16 protein-coding genes and 2 pseudogenes are annotated in these 16,140 nt (G+C 40.5%); 3 read left to right on the top strand and 15 right to left on the bottom strand.

All coding sequences use genetic code 11. The annotated features are described in order from the left end of the window. Positions 1-83 precede the first annotated feature (83 nt). From OVN23_RS08655 to OVN23_RS08675, 5 genes are all read right to left on the bottom strand, one after another. Positions 84-473 carry a cytidine deaminase gene (locus OVN23_RS08655; protein WP_000246098.1) on the bottom strand — a complete coding sequence of 130 codons (390 nt, stop codon included), beginning with the start codon at positions 471-473 and terminating at the stop codon, positions 84-86. Further along, on the bottom strand, positions 460-1,122 hold the full coding sequence (deoC, locus tag OVN23_RS08660; RefSeq protein WP_054392738.1) for a deoxyribose-phosphate aldolase: 663 nt from the start codon (positions 1,120-1,122) through the stop codon (positions 460-462). Before deoC ends, OVN23_RS08655 begins: the two co-directional genes overlap by 14 nt. 19 nt (positions 1,123-1,141) lie before the next feature. Beyond that, entirely contained in the window at positions 1,142-2,419 is a 1,278-nt protein-coding gene (locus tag OVN23_RS08665; protein ID WP_173217583.1) for a pyrimidine-nucleoside phosphorylase, read from the bottom strand. After that, positions 2,416-3,006, bottom strand: a complete 591-nt coding sequence (locus OVN23_RS08670) for a class I SAM-dependent methyltransferase (protein ID WP_319946291.1) — start codon at positions 3,004-3,006, stop codon at positions 2,416-2,418. The genes OVN23_RS08665 and OVN23_RS08670 overlap by 4 nt, the downstream gene beginning before the upstream one ends. 215 nt (positions 3,007-3,221) lie before the next feature. Further along, positions 3,222-3,626: a hypothetical protein gene (locus tag OVN23_RS08675; RefSeq protein ID WP_173217585.1), complete on the bottom strand. Its 405-nt coding sequence runs from the start codon at positions 3,624-3,626 to the stop codon at positions 3,222-3,224. A gap of 200 nt (positions 3,627-3,826) precedes the next feature. Here OVN23_RS08675 and coaA point away from each other — a divergent pair, with 200 nt between their 5' ends. From coaA to OVN23_RS08690, 3 genes are all read left to right on the top strand, one after another. Beyond that, positions 3,827-4,747, top strand: a complete 921-nt coding sequence (gene coaA / locus OVN23_RS08680) for a type I pantothenate kinase (protein ID WP_173217587.1) — start codon at positions 3,827-3,829, stop codon at positions 4,745-4,747. 67 nt (positions 4,748-4,814) lie between these two features. Next, positions 4,815-5,051, top strand: a complete 237-nt coding sequence (gene rpsT / locus OVN23_RS08685) for a 30S ribosomal protein S20 (RefSeq protein ID WP_001274000.1) — start codon at positions 4,815-4,817, stop codon at positions 5,049-5,051. Positions 5,052-5,103: 52 nt separating this feature from the next. Further along, entirely contained in the window at positions 5,104-5,628 is a 525-nt protein-coding gene (locus tag OVN23_RS08690; RefSeq protein ID WP_173217589.1) for a DNA topology modulation protein, read from the top strand. 26 nt (positions 5,629-5,654) lie between these two features. Here OVN23_RS08690 and deoD read toward each other — a convergent pair whose 3' ends face one another. The 10 genes and pseudogenes from deoD to OVN23_RS08750 all read right to left on the bottom strand — a co-directional run bounded on the left by deoD (position 5,655) and on the right by OVN23_RS08750 (position 16,132). Then, positions 5,655-6,365: a purine-nucleoside phosphorylase gene (gene deoD / locus OVN23_RS08695; RefSeq protein WP_173217591.1), complete on the bottom strand. Its 711-nt coding sequence runs from the start codon at positions 6,363-6,365 to the stop codon at positions 5,655-5,657. Between the two features lie 562 nt (positions 6,366-6,927). Continuing rightward, a pseudogene (locus OVN23_RS08700) lies at positions 6,928-8,138 on the bottom strand (chloride channel protein). Continuing rightward, positions 8,123-8,368, bottom strand: a pseudogene (locus OVN23_RS08705) (purine-nucleoside phosphorylase); the annotation flags it as partial. The pseudogenes OVN23_RS08700 and OVN23_RS08705, both read right to left, overlap by 16 nt. 128 nt (positions 8,369-8,496) lie before the next feature. Beyond that, a complete protein-coding gene (locus tag OVN23_RS10360) occupies positions 8,497-11,244 on the bottom strand; it encodes a thiol-activated cytolysin C-terminal domain-containing protein (protein ID WP_319946292.1) in 2,748 nt (915 codons plus the stop codon). A gap of 43 nt (positions 11,245-11,287) precedes the next feature. Further along, entirely contained in the window at positions 11,288-11,482 is a 195-nt protein-coding gene (locus OVN23_RS08725) for a hypothetical protein (protein WP_138702285.1), read from the bottom strand. 216 nt (positions 11,483-11,698) lie between these two features. After that, positions 11,699-12,508, bottom strand: a complete 810-nt coding sequence (locus OVN23_RS08730; RefSeq protein ID WP_164226959.1) for a purine-nucleoside phosphorylase — start codon at positions 12,506-12,508, stop codon at positions 11,699-11,701. Continuing rightward, the gene (locus tag OVN23_RS08735) at positions 12,505-13,068 is read right to left on the bottom strand and encodes a DUF1697 domain-containing protein (protein WP_164226960.1); all 564 of its coding nucleotides are present in this window, start codon (positions 13,066-13,068) and stop codon (positions 12,505-12,507) included. The genes OVN23_RS08730 and OVN23_RS08735 overlap by 4 nt, the downstream gene beginning before the upstream one ends. Position 13,069: 1 nt before the next feature. Beyond that, complete coding sequence (locus tag OVN23_RS08740; protein ID WP_164226962.1) at positions 13,070-14,281, bottom strand: phosphopentomutase; 1,212 nt, start codon at positions 14,279-14,281, stop codon at positions 13,070-13,072. A gap of 13 nt (positions 14,282-14,294) precedes the next feature. Then, on the bottom strand, positions 14,295-14,978 hold the full coding sequence (rpiA, locus tag OVN23_RS08745; protein WP_112443519.1) for a ribose-5-phosphate isomerase RpiA: 684 nt from the start codon (positions 14,976-14,978) through the stop codon (positions 14,295-14,297). Positions 14,979-15,259: 281 nt separating this feature from the next. Continuing rightward, positions 15,260-16,132, bottom strand: a complete 873-nt coding sequence (locus OVN23_RS08750) for an NAD(P)H-hydrate dehydratase (RefSeq protein ID WP_267240979.1) — start codon at positions 16,130-16,132, stop codon at positions 15,260-15,262. Between the last annotated feature and the right edge of the window lie 8 nt (positions 16,133-16,140).

Raw genomic sequence — 16,140 nt, forward strand, 5'->3', positions numbered from 1 at the left:
ACCTCCTAAATAAGATGTGCAACGATGTTGCAAGTATGGATTGGTTGGCCACAAGGACCGTGCCACTCAAAGAGCGACTCAGACTAATTTAAGTCTGTAAAAGAATATGGAAGTAATTCCCCGACCGTCATCTCGACCGTCGATTTATCTTTTGCGACTAAGGTCACTTTTAGATCTTGTTCAAAAAATTCGACCATTACTTGGCGACAAGCACCACATGGTGAGATTGGTTTTTCAGTTTGACCATAAACAATCAGCTCTGAAAATTCTCTTTGCCCTTCAGAAACTGCTTTAAAAATCGCTGTACGCTCTCCGCAGTTTGTCAAAGGATAGCTAGCATTTTCGATATTCACTCCCGTGTAAACACTGCCGTCTTTGGCTACTAAAACTGCTCCGATAGGAAAGTGAGAATAAGGGACATAGGCTTTCTTGCTGGTTTCAATTGCCAGTTCAATCAACTCAGTAGTCGCCATCTGCCAATTCTCCTTTTAGAATTGCTACTCCAGCTGACGTTCCGATACGGGTCGCACCTGCTTCGACAAAGGCAAGAGCATCCTCATAAGAACGAGCTCCACCAGCAGCCTTGACACCCATATCAGGCCCAACTGTTTCACGCATCAATTGAACATCTGCTATCGTAGCGCCACCAGTTGAAAAGCCAGTAGATGTTTTAACAAAATCAGCTCCTGCTTTTTGGGCTAATTGACAAGCCACAACTTTTTCTTGATCTGTCAGAAGGCAAGCTTCAATAATGACTTTCACTAACTTGTCACCACTTGCTTCTACAACAGCACGGATGTCCGATTCAACCAAGGCTAAATTACCTGATTTGAGAGCCCCAACATTGATCACCATATCAATCTCATCTGCACCATTTTGGATAGCTTCTTTTGTCTCAAAAGCTTTCACAGTTGAAGTTGTTGCCCCCAAAGGGAAACCTACTACTGTGCAGACCTTGACATCTGTGCCTTCAAGCCCTTTTTTGGCATGTTCAACCCAGGTCGGATTAACGCAAACACTGGCAAAATCATACTCCCTAGCCTCAGACAACAAACAATCAATTTGATTTTCTGTTGCATCTTGTTTTAAAAGCGTATGATCGATATATTTATTTAATTTCATATTCGGATTCTCCTGCTGTTTATGAGATAATTTCTATAATTTCTCGTAAACTTTGCACCCTATCATTTATTTTAACATATTTTTGAAAATCTGTAACTAGCTGAGGAGAAATTTTTCCATTTGTGTATACTTTTGCAACAATTTCTCCCTTTTGAACGGAATCTCCAACTTTCTTTTCAAAAACAATTCCTGTCTCATAGTCCAAGGCATCAGACTTGACTGCACGACCAGCTCCCAGTCTCATAGCATAAAGCCCAAATTCCATAGCCGGAAGAGCAGAAATGACACCCGTTTCCTGAGCAGGGATTTCCACCACATGGGCAACATTGACTGGGCGATAGAGGTCCTCCAAGTCTCCACCTTGGGCTTGGACCATCTCCTCAAACTTAGCCAGCGCTTGACGATTTTCAAGATGTTGGCGAACTTCTTCAACTGTCTTATTTATATTTGCCAGGCCAAGCATAATTTGAGCCAATTCACAGATGAAGTGGGTAATATCCTGACGGCCTTGCCCTTGTAAAATCTCCAATGCTTCAAGAATCTCCAGACGATTTCCAATCGCTCGTCCCAAAGGCTGGCTCATATCCGTAATCACTGCTACTGTCTTCCGTCCAACAGCCTTACCAAGTTCCACCATGGTTTGAGCCAATTCACGCGCCTCATCAACCGTCTTCATGAAGGCACCCTCACCGACAGTCACGTCTAGCAAAATAGCATCCGCCCCTGCCGCAATTTTCTTGCTCATCACCGAACTCGCAATCAAAGGAATCGTGTCGACAGTTGCGGTCACATCACGGAGGGCGTAGAGAAGCTTATCAGCTTTGACCAGCTGGTCTGATTGCCCAATGACAGATACTCCAATATCCTGAACCTGACGAATGAAATCTTCTTGACTGCGCTCGACTTGATAGCCCTTAATGGACTCCAATTTATCAATTGTTCCACCAGTATGGCCGAGACCACGACCACTCATTTTTGCCACAGGCACACCAAAGCTAGCAACAAGAGGAGCCAAAATCAAGGTCACCTTATCACCAACACCACCCGTAGAATGCTTGTCAACTTTCACACCATCAATGACAGACAGGTCAAACTCTTGCCCAGTCTTAACCATATTCATCGTTAAATCAGAAATTTCACGAGTCGTCATTCCTTTGAAATAGACAGCCATAGCAAAGGCAGACATCTGATAATCAGGAACCGTTCCTGACACATAGCCTTCAACTAACCATTCAATTTCACTCGAAGTCAGTTCTTGACCGTCTCGTTTTTTTTGGATTAAATCAACTGCTCTCATTCTTTCACACTTCTAAGGATATAGTATCCCTTGTCTTTTTTAAGGATTTCACAATTTCCAAACACATCTTCCATCTTAGACTTAGCACTTGGAGCCCCTTGTTTCTTCTGGATGACGATTGTCAAATCACCACCAATTTCCAAGAAATCTTTACTTTTCTCAATGATTTCATGAACCACTTGCTTTCCTGCACGGATAGGAGGATTAGAAATGACGTGGTCAAAATTCCCTTCAACTTGTTCATAGATGTTGGACTGGAAAATCGTCGCTTCTACTTTATTTCGTTCAGCATTTTGTCGCGCCAAATCCAAGGCACGATTATTGATATCAACCATGGTCGCCTGAACTCCGTAAACCTTGACCAAGGACAATCCTAATGGACCGTAACCACAGCCTACATCTAGGACTGTCTCTCCTTGGTTGACCTCAAGACACTTGAGCAAGAGTTGACTTCCAAAATCAACCATCTTTTTGCTAAAAACACCTGCATCCGTCAAAAAGGTCATTTTTTCTCCCAACAATTCTACTCTCAACTCATGAATATCGTGAGCAGCGTCAGGATTTTCTGCATAATACATTTTACTCATGAAACTATTTTACCATAATTTGACTTAAATTGTAAATCGTTTACATATCCAGAATGAGACAAAAAGATTGAAGGAAGTTGCTTTACAATAGCTCCCCTTCAATCTCTTTCAACTTTTATAAGCAAATTGTATTTCATCTAGGACTACAGTTATCATTGCCACGATAAAACACATAACACAAAGTTTATTGTCTATCATCAGACGCATTGTCAGCGCTATTTCTTTACTTTTAAATATTTCACTATCAATAGGATTCCCAACAAAATGTTTAAATAAAAACCCAACTGATAAGTTTGTGTCAAGATTTCTGAACTTGTCCAAAGTCGTAGCAAATCTTCTATCGACATGCGGAAGAAATAACCCTCTGTCGCAATCCACAAAATCAAAAATAGATAACTTCCAGCAGCAAGTCGTTTCGTCCACCGTTTTTTGAGTAGCCAAGCAATCAAGAGCGAACAGATAAAGACAGTTGTTATAATGGCATGCTCCATCAAAAAAGTAAAACCGTAATAGATTTCCACAAAGCGTCTACCATTATCCGCATTGACTCCTTTTATAAAAGGTAAGGCAAAACTTAAAATAAAACAGAGTTCCAATAGGTAAGGTTTCAAGATTTTCATAGTACACCTCCTATAAGTTATAAACCCCAAAGCCCCCTTTATAGCTGATAAGTCAGCTATAAAGCAGCTCCTACTTCATCAATAAATTGTTCATCCTCTATCTACTTATATTATATACTATTGACTTACCACATTCAAGAAACCGCTTTATTTTTTTAGCTTTTTATGGTATGATAGACAAAATATCTAGGGGAAAACAAATGACCAACGAATTTTTACATTTTGAAAAAATCAGCCGCCAGACTTGGCAATCTTTACATCGAAAGACAACACCTCCTTTGACAGAAGAAGAATTGGAATCTATCAAGAGTTTTAATGACCAAATCAGTCTTCAAGACGTTACAGATATCTATCTCCCCTTGGCTCATCTGATTCAGATTTACAAGCGAACTAAGGAAGATTTAGCCTTTTCAAAAGGAATTTTCCTCCAACGTGAAAGTAAATCTCAGCCTTTTATTATTGGGGTTTCTGGGAGTGTTGCCGTTGGAAAATCCACAACCAGTCGCCTACTTCAAATCCTGCTTTCTAGAACTGTAACTGATGCTAGTGTTGAGTTGGTTACAACTGATGGCTTTCTCTATCCCAACCAGACCTTGATTGAGCAGGGGATTTTAAATCGTAAAGGATTTCCTGAAAGCTATGATATGGAAGCTCTTCTCAACTTCTTGGACCGCATCAAAAATGGACAAGATGTAGATATTCCTGTCTATTCTCATGAAGTCTACGACATCGTACCCGAGGAAAAGCAAAGCGTCAAAGCTGCTGATTTTGTGATTGTTGAAGGAATCAATGTCTTTCAAAATCCACAAAACGAGCGTCTCTACATTACTGACTTCTTTGACTTTTCCATCTATGTTGATGCTGCAGTCGATGACATCGAGAGTTGGTATCTGGACCGTTTCTTGAAAATGCTGAGCCTAGCCCAAAATGACCCTAATAGCTACTATTATCGTTTTACACAAATGCCGATTGGGGAAGTGGAGTCCTTTGCCCATCAGGTCTGGACCAGTATCAATCTCACAAATCTACAAAATTATATTGAACCAACCAGAAATCGTGCGGAAGTGATTCTACATAAAAGTAAGAACCATGAAATCGATGAAATTTACTTAAAAAAGTAATTTTCCCTTGTCAAAACGTAAGTTTTCAGATATAATGGTATAGTTAGTAAATATGGAGGTAAGAACATTGGCAAACATTAAATCAGCTATCAAACGCGCTGAATTGAACGTTAAACAAAACGAAAAGAACTCAGCTCAAAAATCAGCTATGCGTACTGCTATCAAAGCTTTCGAAGCAAACCCATCTGAAGAACTTTTCCGTGCTGCTAGCTCAGCTATCGATAAAGCAGAAACTAAAGGTTTGATTCACAAAAACAAAGCAAGCCGCGATAAAGCTCGTCTTTCAGCTAAACTTGCTAAATAAGAAACAGTCCATAGAGGCTGTTTTTTTGTCTCCAAATAGGAAAGGGTAGAAAATGAAAATCGCAATTATCGGATATTCTGGTGCTGGTAAGTCAACGCTAGCTGAAAAGTTATCTCTCTACTACTCCATCCCAAAACTTCACATGGACACACTCCAATTTCAACCTGGTTGGCAAGACAGTGACCGTGATTGGATGTTAACCGAGATGAAAAATTTTCTCACCAAGCATGAAGCTTGGGTCATCGATGGTAATTATTCTTGGTGTTTCTATGAGGAAAGAATGCAGGAATCTGACCAAATCATCTTTCTCAATTTTTCACCATTTACCTGTCTCTTTCGGGCCTTTAAGCGTTATCTTAAATACCGAGGAAAAGTCAGAGAAAGTATGGCTAAGGGATGCCCCGAGCAATTCAACTGGGAATTTATTCGTTGGATTCTCTGGGATGGGCGGACTAAAGCTCAAAAAGAGAATTACCAAAAACTTTGCCAAGAATACTCACATAAAGTCACTATTCTTCGAAATCAGAAAGAACTAGATCAATTTCTGGATAAGAAAAGGAAGTCCTCCAATTCATAAAGAAGGGCTTCCTTTTTTGGCTATAATTATTCTGCAATCAAGGTTGCCAAACCAACCTTCATCATATCGGTGAAGGTATTTTGGCGTTCTTCTGCAGTTGTGTCTTCGTCTGGATTAACCAAACTATCAGAGATGGTCATGATAGCAAGAGCATCAACATGGTGCTGAGCCGCCAAATAGTAAAGAGCTGCCGCTTCCATTTCCACAGCCTTAACTCCCCATTTACCAAGCTCGATATTCTTTTCAAAGTAGTTTGAGTAAAAGACATCAGATGACAAAACGTTCCCAACGTGGGTTGTCATACCAAGTTCTTTGGCGATATGGTAGGCCTTGTCCAGCAAGTCAAAGCTAGCGATTTGTGGGAAATCATACTGTGGCCAGTCATTACGGACGATGTTTGAATTAGTTGCAGCTGCTTGCGCCAAAACCAATTCACGAACGTGTACATCTTCATTCAAAGAACCCGCAGTTCCAACACGAATCAATTTCTTCACACCGTAGTCAACAATCAACTCACTCGCATAAATCGAAATAGAGGGCATACCCATCCCAGTTCCCATGACAGATACACGGTGACCCTTGTAAGTACCAGTATAACCCAACATGTTACGTACTTCGTTAAAACAAACAGCATCTTCAAGGAAATTCTCCGCAATAAACTTAGCACGAAGAGGATCCCCAGGAAGAAGAATTTTATCAGCAATTTTACCCTGCTGAGCAGCAATATGGATAGACATAGTTAAGATATAAAGGGCGACAGAGAACAAAGTAAAAATAGGAAACTGACGACGCATCGCAGATGCTAGACAGTTTATCTTTTTTACACAGTTCTCCGCCCGTATTCAGTTCAATGAATACAGTTAACCCATCCTTTCTTTATTCTAAAATTTATAATCAGAAAGATACCAAACCCGTCAAAAAGCAAAGGGAAAATAGGAGTTGGGTTCAGTGAGCGATGCTCGTTAGACCAACTATCTTTTTCCCACTGCTTTTAGGGTGGGTTCAATTCCTTTCTTTCTTAATTTTGATGACAAATAGGAGAAGAGCACGGGTTCAATTCAAAACCAAACTACCCTCTCTAAGTTTTTAGAAAAGTTCTCCGCTCGTGTTCAAATCAGAACATCTCGCTCTACCTTTCTTTTTTTATATTTCATAGCTAGGAAAAATCGGATTCAATCATGACTCCGATAAGCCTACTTCTTTTTTATTTCAAACAGTTATTGATAAATTGACAATAGTTTTTAATCTTTTAAGATAAATCTTTGATTAGAAGAAACGATCGTTCTCTATCTTATTACTCTATTCTTTATTCTTTGACTTCTGACACAGTATGTTAGCCCAAGAAAAACGGTCTAATATTTTTGCAAATTCATAGGCTAAAACAGCTGTTACTAAGAGATACGGAAGAGAATCTAAAGCTAGCCCAGTGAACCCTATTACTAATCCAGTTGCAGACCAGGGAGCCCTCAAGGTCACAGACAAAAAGCAAACCGATCCCAAAAGCAAAATGCTTGGCTGGTTATCCCCACCTAGAATCATTCCAAAGAGAGCAGCTCCAGCCATCCCCAAGGCAAAAGATGGCGTAAGAGTACCACCATAGGTCCCTGCCCACAGAGTAATAAGAACGACCAGTGCTTTTAGGATAAACAAGAGGAATACTGTTTTACCATTGCTAGCATTCAATACTTCCTGAGCCATCATACGTCCATTTCCAAGTAGATGTGGAAAATAACTTGCCAACCCAGCAAGAAAAAGAAAAGCTGTAGGCAATGTGAGAAGTACTCGTTTATCTTTTATCCTGTTTGAAGACACTTCTTTACTTAAGCAACCAAAAAACCAAGCTAGTGGGGTTAAGAAAAGAAGTAGCAAGGGAATAATCCACATTTCCTTTAATGACCATGCGATGGCTGGAATCTGGTAGAGAGCCTGATCTGAAATAACCAAGCCTGCTGTATAGGTTGAGACATAGGTAGTCAAACCGACTAAGACAACTCGTTTAATAGATAGAGCAATTCCTAGAGTTTCAAAAACAAAGAAGACACTTGTTAATGGAACCTGATAGACAGCTGCTAAACCAGCACCAGCACCACAAGCAAGGAGAAAAATTTGATCCTTCTTAGAGAGAGAGAACATATTTTTCCAATTGGTCCTGCAAATAGAGTCCCAATCTCTCGTGGCGCAGCTTCTTTACCAATAGGTGCTCCCCCTACAACTGCAATAATCTGCCAAATTGAATGAAATAGCTGTTTTAAAAAATGAAGTTTGTATTGTGAAGTCTCATCCTTCATCTGCGCTTTAATGGAAAAAATCTGTGATTTTTTTTGCAAGAAATACCAGACCAAGGATGAGCTGGCACCCACGATTATTAAACTTAATCCTATCCGCGACGAGGAAACTCCATCTGTCAAGAATACAGTTTGATGCTCTGATTGACCAAAAGCTATCTCCTCTATTATCTTTAAAAGATAATGTAGAAAAATACTCCTCAATTCTTTTAACATAGTAATAATTCAGCAAAAACGGCTTTAAGTAAGCCTTTAAAATCACCTTTAACACACTCAGTCACTTCTATAACCTCTTCGTGGTTAATCTCTTCTTTGAAACCAGTAGTATAGTTAGTAATACATAAAATTCCTAGAAGTTTCAAACCCGAGTAGGCTACAACAATAACTTCAGGAGCAGTTGACATTCCGACCACATCTGTTCCAAGCATCTTATAGGTACGAATTTCTGCTCGTGTTCAAATTAGAACACGCGCTCTACCTTTCTGTTTTATTTTTTTCTTTCACAGAGAGCTACCTGAGTTCCGGACAAACTCAGGTAGTTATATTATAAACTAAATTATCTAACTGTCATTGTATCATCAGATTACAAGACATCGTCATCAGAAATCTTAGAATTCAATGTTGTTCCCCAATGGGTAATTTTACGGTGGGGTTGAGCTAAAATTGGTCTATTTTCATAGATTGTTTGCCATCTATTCCAGATAAGACCTGTTCTCTTTTCAATCTTAATTCGCAGATTTCTCATATTTTCTTTGATTGGGAGGTTGAGGACAAAACCTGCAGTCTGGTTGCGACCGTTTCCTTCCCAAGAACGACTACGAACAACTTGGTTTCCATCTTTGTCTACTGTAACTTCTTCCCAAGTTATAGAGTAGCGAGCAATGTAAGCTCCACTATGTTGAATTGTCAATGTTTTATCTTTCACAGGCGTCTGACTGATTGGTTGAACTGGCTTAGAAACTTGTGTCGCTGTCTCACCATTCGTAGCGATAAAGCGGAAAACTTCTACTTCTGCAAGACTGAGGGCTTGATTGTTCTTACGTAGTTGCACACGAACACGGCGTCCCAATTTCCCATTTAATTGAACATCCAAGCTCGTTCCGTCAAGTTTAGAAACATACTGTCTAGCAACTTCTTTCCCTTTTTCATCATATAAAATCACATCAAAGTCTGACAGACGTTTAGAAAGCTCGCCATCCCCACGGTTATGAAGGCGAACAAGTCCTACCTGTTCTGTACGACCTAAATCAACTTCCCACCAAGGCTGGTTTTCAAATTTTGTATGGGTAATTGATTGCTGGCTATAACTACTATTGGTATTGCCATCCAAGGCTCGACTAGCATCTCCACCAAAATCAGTAGAACTTTGCTTAGCTTGTTTTTTCCAAGCGATATTCTCAGCACGATATACTTGGACTTCTGCAAGACTGAGGGCATTATAGCCTTCTAGCTCAATTCGAACATAGCGCGCTTTTTTATGGTTAATTGCAATTTGTGCTGACACATCTTTAAGAGATGTTATGCGTTTTCTCTCAATTTCTTTACCAAAACTATCTAAAAGAATGACATCAAAGTTTGCCAATCTATCCTGAGCAGTGTCTGTTCGGTTGTAAATATTGATTTGGCGAATGGTTTCTTCTTTAGCCAAATCTACTTGCCACCAAGGCTTGGATTGGAAGTTGGTATGAGTGACAGAATTGTGGCCATAGTTACCATCAACTTTGCCATCCACAGCTCTTCTAGCATCTCCTCCGAAAGCTGTCGAACTTTGAGTAACCTGTTTTCCTAAGGCAATATTTTCCATTGGTTCAGCGCTTGGTTGACTAGAAGATTGAGGCAGAGCCTGTTTCTTAAAGAATCGCACTTTATCCAATTTCGGATCACGATAACCATGTTTATCCAAGGTAGCTCGTTTACCAATATTAAAGTTAGGAATATCATTCATTCGACTTTCAAAATAGCCACGAGAACGGTGTTTAAATCGTGAATTACCTGTAAATGTAACAATATCACGATCATTATGAATCAATGGAGTCACAACATTATCATTATCAACCACATAATGCTTAATTTTTCCGCTAACAGCTAATTTACGGCTTTCCAAACCAACATCCCAGAAACCATTCTTAGCATTCCAAACAGTTCTGGAAGTAATCACTTTAGGAGCACTGAAAGTCGTCACTTTTCTCAATACATGATTATAAAAATCAGGATATTTTTGGTAAGCTTCAACCGCTGCAATCTGAGCTAGGTATCCTCCAAGAGAATGACCTGTCATATACAACTTGGTAATACTTTTATCCTTGGCTAATTCCCCAACAACCTTGCGGATATCATCTGCTTGAGCTGGTTTATTTCCACCTAATAAAACCAAATCTGCACTTAAGTCCTTGGCGTCATTAACTCGCGTTCCACGAATAGCCAACATGTGCACCGTTCCATCTTTGAGATAAGGAAGGTCGCTCTTGGTCTCAAATAAGAAAGCATCCAAACCACTATCTGTATGGTAGGCTTTTTTCATTTTCCAGAAAGGAGCCAATTCATTGTGCATGAGTTTGTATTCTTGACGGTCAAGATAGAGACTAGGGAAAGGATTCTTATGATCTAAAATTTTCTCAATATAATCATCGTCTCGATAGGCTAACTCCATAAAGAGAAGAGAATCACGATCTGTGACATACCATTCTTTCTTATTGTCATCTTCTCCATCTGCCAAACCATCCCCATCACTGTCTGCTAGCAAGGGATGACTGTTATATCCTAGATAATCCTTACCATCTTTGTTGTAAACATAAAGTTCATCTTTGTTTTTGATGCCATCTTGGTCATCATCCCCTTCCAAATCAAGAACTTTTTCACCATAGAGAGATTCATCAATCAAATCATTTTCTAAATGCAATTCCCCTTTGGAAATCTTCACCAAATCTTCTGCGGTTAGAGAACGAGTATTTGTTGGTTTTTCTGTCACAACTTCTTCTTTAGTTTCTTCTACAGGAGCATGAACAGGTGAGTCTTGAGCTGGCTCTGTCATCTCTACTTTTGACTCTTCCCTTTTGTTTTCAAGAACTTCACTTGCTTCCGGAAGCGGTTGAGGAGCTAGTCTTGGCTCCTCTCTAAGAGGAGTTTCTAGTTTTGGAGCAACATTTTCCGGCTCTCTCAATTCCTCCTTAGAATCTGGCACTCTTGTTGCCACTTCAGATGTTACATCTTGTTTTACTTCATTGGCTGAAATTCCAGCTGGAGCTAGAAATGCGAAGCCGACTGCAACAGATACAACTCCGATACTTAATTTTTTTATGCCAAAGCGCATAATTCGTTGACCAATTTTCATTATTTCTTATCTTTCTTTTCGTTTATTTATAAGCAGACTCAAACTAAATCTCCTTGTCCCCTATATAAGACAAGGTTGAGAAATTCAGAAAGTAATACTCTTCGAAAATCTCTTCAAACCACGTCAGCGTCGCCTTACCGTAGATATGGTCACTGACTTCGTCAGTCTTATCTACAACCTCAAAACTGTGTTTTGAGCAACCTGCGGCTAACTTCCTAGTTTGCTCTTTGATTTTCATTGAGTATAAATTCATTCTTATCTTTCCTTATCATCCTAGTCTGCTTGGTAGGAAGCTAATGCTAGTATCCTAGAATCTTGTCTTTCACAATGCTAACTGTCAGACTCTTTCAGGTACAAGAGTAGGAAGAACCCCATAGTCTACCTATGTTTCTTCTTTATTCCGAATAGTCAACCATGAAAGGAAAGAGGCATTCCCCCTTTTAAATCTTTTTTCTTACAATTCTGCAAGAATAGCTTTAAGCAAGCCTTTGAAATCACCTTTGACACGTTCGGTTACTTCTACAACTTCTTCGTGATTGAGTTCTTCTTGGAAACCAGCCGCAAAGTTAGTAATACATGAAATTCCTAGAACTTTCAAGCCAGAGTGGGCTGCCACGATCACTTCAGGAACAGTAGACATACCAACTGCATCTGCTCCCAGTGTCTTATAGGCACGAATCTCTGCTGGTGTTTCATAAGTTGGACCAGTTACACCGATATAGACACCTTCATCAAGCTTGATACCCAGTTTTTTAGCTACTTCATGGGCAGTAGCACGGTATTCTGGTGTGTAGGCCTTAGACATATCTGGAAAACGAGGACCAAAGTCATCCAAGTTTTCACCTATCAATGGGTTTTGTCCTGTCATATTGATATGGTCTGAGATAGCCATCAAGGTACCAGGACCAAATCCGATACCACCAGCCGCATTGGTTACAATGACACCTTCACATCCGAGGACTTTCATGACACGAACTGGGAAAGTCACGACTTCCAGAGGATTGCCTTCGTAGAAATGGAAGCGACCTTGAAGAGCCAAGACCTTGCGCCCTGCCAGTTCACCATATACCAATTTCCCAGCGTGACCGACTACTGTAGAGCGGCCCCAGTTTGGAATCTCAGCATAGTCTACTACAACTGGATTTTCGATTTCTTCTGCCAATTCTCCAAGACCTGATCCAAGGATTAGACCGAACTCAGGGGCTGCAACTCCCTTTTCTTTCAGGAAGGCAGCTGTTTCATGGATTTTGTTTAAAAATGTCATTGTGTATTTCCTTTATTATTATTTTTAAGCATTTGACCAATTTTGTCAAAGGTTTTTGCATTGCGAATGGTAATGTGGCGATAGAAAGGCATCTTGAGCAAGTACTTGTGATAGGCAGTCTTAGAGTAGGTTTCTTCAGAGAATTTTCCCCAGAAAATCCCAAGTTTACCAAAATGAACAACTTCATCTTCCAGTTTCAAAACGCCTACTTTCTCGATGACTTGGTCCACATCCAAACCCTCCGTGTAGAAGAGGACATCTTTTCGTGCCAGGTCTTTGGTCCACCAATCTGGCAGATTCTCCACTTCTGCTTCATAGTCTTCTTGACTCAGTAAAGAAAAACTCTGAATAAATGGATAATGGACTGCAAAGAAAGTCTCTAATTTTTCAACCAATCGAGCTTTTGGTTCTGTCGAAGTAAAGAAAATGTTGCCACTGTTGATGTAGCTCTCAACTTTTTCCAGTCCCAAGTTTGTTAATTCTTGACGAAGCTCCGCCATGACGAGCTTGTTCTTACCACCAACATTGATACCTCTCACCAGCAAAGCATAGCGAGTCATCTTATACCAATTTATCTAAGAAACTTTCCCCAATCATGGCTGTTTCAACACCAAAGTTATCGGCAACAGTCGCTGAGATATCTGCAAAATGTCCTACTGGAATGACACCATGTCCTTTAAAAGCAGGACTGTAGGCCAAAAGTGGGATATATTCGCGAGTGTGGTCTGTTCCTGCATAGGTTGGGTCATTTCCATGGTCAGCAGTAATCAAGAGAAGGTCGTTCTCTCTCATAGCTGCGATAATTTCAGATAAGCGTTCATCAAACTCATGCAAACAATCACGGTAGCCGTGAGCATTACGACGGTGGCCATAAAGGGCATCAAAGTCAACCAAGTTTGTGAATGAAAATCCTTTTTCAAACTCAGCAAGGCCCATAGTCTTCAACAGTGTGTCAATTCCGTGGCTATTTGACTTATTGTGACCCATATCATGGTTGATACCAACACCGTTAAAGATATCATTGATTTTACCCACAGCATAAGTATCGATACCAGCTTCATTCAATTTATCCAAAACAGTCGGTGCAAATGGAGAAACGGCTAAGTCACGACGGTTGGCTGTACGAGTGAAGTTACCTGGCTCACCAACATATGGACGGGCAATGATGCGACCAAGAAGGGCAGGGCGCTCAAGTGTAATCGAACGAGCGTATTCACAGATACGATACAATTCATCCAGAGGAATGATGTCTTCGTGGGCAGCAATTTGCAAGACTGGGTCAGCTGAAGTATAGATAATCAACTCTCCAGTTTCCATCTGACGTGGTCCAAAATCATCGATAACGGCTGTTCCTGAGTAAGGTTTGTTAGCTTCACGAATGACCTTGCGTCCTGAGAAATCTTCGATTTTTGTCAAGATTTCTTCTGGGAATCCGTTCCAGAAAGTATCGAAAGGCTCAGTAATATTGAGTCCCATGATTTCCCAGTGTCCAGTCATGGTGTCCTTACCAAGGGACACTTCTTCCAATTTTGTTGCATATCCTGTTGGATTGCTTTCCGCCGGTACAGTCTTAAGAGGTGTTTCACGAGGAATATTTCCAAGACCTATTTTAGCCATGTTTGGGACATTCAAACCAACTGTTTTTGAAATGTGTCCCAGTGTGTCAGAGGCACCATCTGGAACCCCTGCATTGACAAAGTTATTGGCATCTGGTGCAGCTCCGATTCCTACAGAATCCAGTACTACCAAGTGAATACGATTAAATTTAGACATCTTATGCCCCCTTCTATTTTTCTTTTCTTGAGGTTAAAATCTGAACGCCATCTTGTCCAGCAACGATTACCTTATCCACCATTTGGTTGAATAAGCCGTGCTCTACGACACCAACGACATGGTCCAATTCTTGTCCGAAAGCAATTGGATCTTCAATGACATCCAAGGCAAGGTCAATGATAAAGTTCTGCATATCGGTCACAAAACGTTGGCCATCTTTTTCACGGAAACTTGGTTTGTAGCCAGCTCGTTCAAAACGACGAAAGACCTGCTCTGCACCATACTGAACCACTTCTACTGGCAATTTAAAAGCACCTAGTTTGTCTACCAGCTTGCTTTCATCCACCACCCAAATATATTCTTTTGAGGGCGTTGCTACAACCTTCTCCATCAGAAGGGCACCACCACCGCCTTTGATTCCGTTAAACTGGCTATCCACTTCATCCGCCCCGTCAACCGTCACATCAACCAAGTCTACTTGGTCAATAGACTTGAGCGGGATGTTAAGACCTTCAGCCTGTTTACTAGTCACACTAGAAGTTGTTACAGCTGTAATCTGCAATCCTTCTTCCTTGATACGACGACCGATTTCTTCGACAAAATAATAGGCAGTCGAGCCTGTTCCAAGTCCAACGACCATTCCATCGCTCACGAACTCAGCAGCCTTGATACCTGCCATTTTCTTCAGATTTTCCACCGATTTACCTCCATCATTCTCAGTTCTTATTTTACTATGAAACCGCTTTTTATTCAAGTGAAAAGATCAAATTTACATTTTTCATCAATCTTTCTTTAAAAATATGCATTTTCTTTTTACCAAACGAATAAAAATGAGTTTATCTTTTATGTATTTGATTTGTTCATCTCTTTCCAGTTCCAAAAATAAGACCTTAACTTTGATACGTCTAGTTTAGCATTAAAGCAGGCGCATTTCAAGAATCATAAATTAAGAGAAGGAAGTAGGTTTATCTATCTATTTTAAACAAGTTTATCTTTGCTTACCCTCTCTTGTTGACAAATAATTTTCATTACTTTAGGAAGACAATTACTAATTCCCGTCGGCAAGACCACATACTGTTCTTGAGATAGTTCTTGGGCTATAGCTGAATGAAGATGGGTCGCTACTGCCACACTCTCGTAGAGACTGGCTTGTTTAAACTGGCCTGCAAATCCTGCAATCATCCCAGCCAGAGTATCTCCCATTCCCCCAGTCGCCTGATAGGGACCACCAACCTGTAACTGGTAATAATCAGACTGGCCAACTTGCCAAATACGAGTAGCTGGGCCTTTCTCCACCAAAATTGTTCCTTGAGGGAAGGAAGTCAGGGCACTAGCCGTTGCATCTTCCTTTTGCTTTTCAATCGTAATTCCAGATAATTTTTCCCATTCTTTTTGGTGGGGAGTTAGGATAAGCTGGTTAGATGGAAACGACAAACTTGTCCTAGCAAGGATGGTCAAGGCCCCTCCATCTACAATCAAAATCTGATTTTGGCTTAAGTTAGCAAAGACCTGTTTGACTAGATTTTCTCCAAAAGCATCGTCTCGTAAACCAGGTCCCAGCAAGACAACTTCTGCCTTCTCCAATTGCTCTTTTAACAACTGCTGGTCTTGAAGAGAAAAGGCCATAGCCTCAGGTAAATGGCTGTGCAGAGCTGGAATATTTTCCCTGTCCGTTCCAACGGTCACCAATCCTGCACCACTCTTAACAGCAGCTAGTGCAGCCATAATGATAGCACCTCCATAAGGATAAGTCCCACCAAGCAACAGCAGACGACCGTAGTCCCCTTTATGACTGGTACGAGAACGTTTTATAATGACTTTTTCTAATAATGCTTGCTCAATCACTCTCATCGTTTTTC

The organism is Streptococcus sp. Marseille-Q6488 (assembly GCF_946902925.1).
GTDB lineage: Bacteria > Bacillota > Bacilli > Lactobacillales > Streptococcaceae > Streptococcus.

Bases quoted from the DNA above. Each gene is read 5' to 3' on its own strand.
- deoD (WP_173217591.1), bottom strand. From the start codon at position 6,365: ATGTCTATCCATATTGCTGCTCAGCAGGGTAAAATTGCTGATAAAATT.
- OVN23_RS08670 (WP_319946291.1), bottom strand. From the start codon at position 3,006: ATGAGTAAAATGTATTATGCAGAAAATCCTGACGCTGCTCACGATATT.
- OVN23_RS08655 (WP_000246098.1), bottom strand. From the start codon at position 473: ATGGCGACTACTGAGTTGATTGAACTGGCAATTGAAACCAGCAAGAAA.
- OVN23_RS08665 (WP_173217583.1), bottom strand. From the start codon at position 2,419: ATGAGAGCAGTTGATTTAATCCAAAAAAAACGAGACGGTCAAGAACTG.
- OVN23_RS08675 (WP_173217585.1), bottom strand. From the start codon at position 3,626: ATGAAAATCTTGAAACCTTACCTATTGGAACTCTGTTTTATTTTAAGT.
- OVN23_RS08735 (WP_164226960.1), bottom strand. From the start codon at position 13,068: ATGACTCGCTATGCTTTGCTGGTGAGAGGTATCAATGTTGGTGGTAAG.
- OVN23_RS08740 (WP_164226962.1), bottom strand. From the start codon at position 14,281: ATGTCTAAATTTAATCGTATTCACTTGGTAGTACTGGATTCTGTAGGA.
- OVN23_RS10360 (WP_319946292.1), bottom strand. From the start codon at position 11,244: ATGAAAATTGGTCAACGAATTATGCGCTTTGGCATAAAAAAATTAAGT.
- OVN23_RS08750 (WP_267240979.1), bottom strand. From the start codon at position 16,132: ATGAGAGTGATTGAGCAAGCATTATTAGAAAAAGTCATTATAAAACGT.
- coaA (WP_173217587.1), top strand. From the start codon at position 3,827: ATGACCAACGAATTTTTACATTTTGAAAAAATCAGCCGCCAGACTTGG.
- deoC (WP_054392738.1), bottom strand. From the start codon at position 1,122: ATGAAATTAAATAAATATATCGATCATACGCTTTTAAAACAAGATGCA.
- OVN23_RS08730 (WP_164226959.1), bottom strand. From the start codon at position 12,508: ATGACATTTTTAAACAAAATCCATGAAACAGCTGCCTTCCTGAAAGAA.
- OVN23_RS08690 (WP_173217589.1), top strand. From the start codon at position 5,104: ATGAAAATCGCAATTATCGGATATTCTGGTGCTGGTAAGTCAACGCTA.
- OVN23_RS08725 (WP_138702285.1), bottom strand. From the start codon at position 11,482: ATGAAAATCAAAGAGCAAACTAGGAAGTTAGCCGCAGGTTGCTCAAAA.